Origin of the sequence: Schnuerera sp. (assembly GCF_035459645.1) — a bacterium.
Classification (GTDB): domain Bacteria; phylum Bacillota; class Clostridia; order Tissierellales; family Tepidimicrobiaceae; genus Schnuerera.
In genome coordinates, this window is sequence record NZ_DATHXO010000416.1 from 1 (window position 1) to 2,555 (window position 2,555).

Below are 2,555 nucleotides of genomic sequence, written 5' to 3' on the forward strand. Positions count from 1 at the left end.
TTTTTTCTAAACTTATAAGATCTATACTATATCCATTACTATTTACTACATATAAATTCATGTTTTTTTTGTCAACTTCTATATCTGTAGGTTTTTCTCCTACTGGAATATTTTCAATTAATGAAAATTTTTCTTCATCTATTATGGATATGGAATTCGAGTCTGTATTCGTTATAAATAAACATTTGTTAAAATATTTTATGCAAGTTGGATAACTGCCTACAGCCAATATTTCTACTATTTTTTTCTTTTTTAAATCAATTTTAAATATCGAGTTATCATAAACATTAGTGCAATAAACATAGCCTTCTTTGTTTATCACTATATCATAAGGTCCAATAAAGGATCCTTCCAATCTAATAGTTTTTCTATTATTAAGTCGAATAATTTCTTTCAAATCTAAAACTTCTCTTTTATTATTTTCTAAATTTATAAATGTTAATGTATCATCTCCAGTATTTGCTACTAAAACTTTTCCTTTCAATACCAATTTATCACCTCCAACCAACCACTATATATAAGTTAATCTATGCTTATATATAGATTAAGGTGATAAAATATATATTTATTTATAAAGAATTCTGCTAGCTAACAAAGGTTTTTCTATAGACAAATTTCTTTTTTTCACTTCAATTATCAATTGATTTACTATAGATACTCTTTTTTCATATTCCTTTAAATCCAGATGGTTTGACAAAACCTTCAATTTTTCTATTTCATCTAAAGTAAAATCGATTAATTGATCATTTGTTAAATTTGTATAGGGAAATAATTTAACTTTATTCATTAAAAAAACCTCCTATAGAATCTATAATTATGTTTATTCTACAGGAAGGTTACATATACTAGTTATTTTTAAGTAAAATTTTTCTAACATCTCCAATTAAATATAAAGAGCCTCCAAAAACAATCAAATCTTCTTCACTTGCTAAATCAAAGCTTTTGTCTATGGCCTTTTTTATGTCTCTTTCAATATAAGTGTTATTGTTATGTTTTTTTATTATTTCTTCCAATTTTTCTGCTTCCATTTTTCTAGGCATATTTACTTCTGTAATTACTATTTCATCTGCTAAAGGTACTATGGTTTCAACTATATGATCTACATCTTTGTCTTTAAGTATGGCTATTCCAAGAATTAGCTTGTTATATCGAAAATTTTTTATGCTTTCTGCTAAAGTTTTTGCTCCTTGAAGATTATGAGCACCATCGATTAAAAAGGTGGGATTCTTCTTTAATACTTCTAGTCTTCCAGCCCATTTGGTTTTTTCAAGTCCTTCTTTAATTTGTTCGTTGGTTAGATAAATCAACCCCTTATCCCTCAATATGAGCATTGTCATCAATGCTAAAGTGGCATTGTATATCTGGTGTTGTCCTAATAATTCAATTTTTATATTCTTAAAATTATATTCTTTATATTTAAAATTAAAAATTCCACCTTCTTGGTTTAAATTAATTATCTCTACATTTTCCATAGGACAACGGATCAACTTTGCTTTTTTTTCTAGGGCAATTTTCTCTATAACTTCAAAAGCTTCTTTTTCTTGTGGGTAGGAAATCACAAGTCCATTTTCTTTTATAATTCCAGCTTTCTCGTAAGCTATTTTACCTAAAGTATCTCCTAATACATCAGTATGATCAAAATCTATTGTAGTTATTACTGAGGCATAAGAATTTTCAATAATATTTGTTGAATCTTCCCTTCCCCCTAATCCCACTTCCAATATGGTATAATCTACATCTTCTTCGCTAAAATATACAAAGGCAATAGTTGTAACTATTTCAAAGGTTGTAGGATGTTCATATCCTTCTTTAACCATTGTTTCAATTTTTTCTTTAACTCTTTCAGTTATTACAGCTAACCTTTCATTAGAAATATCTTCTCCATTAATAGATATTCTTTCGTTAAATCTTTCTAAATAAGGAGAAGTAAACACACCTACTCGATAACCTGCTTCCTTAAGTATGGCTGCCATATAAGCAGATGTAGAGCCTTTACCATTGGTTCCTGCAACATGGATATACTTCATATCCAAATGAGGATTTCCAAGTAGTTCTAACAACTTCTCCATTACATCTAATCCTAACCTTGAACCAAATTTGTTTTTATCATTAATATAATTTAATGCCTCTACGTAGTTCATATTTTTCCCTCGCATTTATTTGTTTTTATAGGGTGGAAACTATCCACCCTATGTTTTATTATTGGTTTTTTAAGCTTTCTAGTCTCCCTAGTACTTTATCCATCATGTCTTGATATTTCTTCTCTTTTTTCTTCTCTTTTGATACAACTTGTTCTGGTGCTTTTTCTATAAATCCTTTATTAGATAATTTGCCTCTAACCCTTTTTAGTTCTTCTTCTAATTTTTTCTTTTCTTTCTCCAACCTTTCTATTTCTTTGCCGAAGTCTATTAGTTCCTTTAATGGAATGAATACTTCACATTTATTCAAAACTACTGATATATTATCTTCCCCTAGTTGAGATTTATCTTCTTGTATTTTAATATCTTCTCCACTAGCTAGGTTTACAAAATATCTTTTACCATAGTTTATTACTT

At 27.8% G+C, this 2,555-nt stretch carries 3 protein-coding genes and 1 pseudogene; all 4 read right to left on the reverse strand.

The genetic code is table 11. From position 1 onward, the window contains the following. Nucleotides 1-490: YncE family protein (locus VK998_RS09845; RefSeq protein WP_325227960.1), on the reverse strand; the 490-nt coding region annotated here is incomplete at its 3' end. A 75-nt stretch (nucleotides 491-565) separates the two neighbouring features. Further along, entirely contained in the window at nucleotides 566-787 is a 222-nt protein-coding gene (locus VK998_RS09850; protein WP_325227961.1) for a hypothetical protein, read from the reverse strand. A gap of 58 nt (nucleotides 788-845) precedes the next feature. Further along, entirely contained in the window at nucleotides 846-2,141 is a 1,296-nt protein-coding gene (locus VK998_RS09855; protein ID WP_325227962.1) for a bifunctional folylpolyglutamate synthase/dihydrofolate synthase, read from the reverse strand. A 58-nt stretch (nucleotides 2,142-2,199) separates the two neighbouring features. Further along, nucleotides 2,200-2,555 (reverse strand): annotated as a pseudogene (locus VK998_RS09860) (GapR family DNA-binding domain-containing protein); the annotation flags it as partial.

What these genes read in the sequence shown, in the direction of transcription:
- VK998_RS09850 (WP_325227961.1), bottom strand. Translation starts at nt 787, where the DNA reads ATGAATAAAGTTAAATTATTTCCCTATACAAATTTAACAAATGATCAA.
- VK998_RS09855 (WP_325227962.1), bottom strand. Translation starts at nt 2,141, where the DNA reads ATGAACTACGTAGAGGCATTAAATTATATTAATGATAAAAACAAATTT.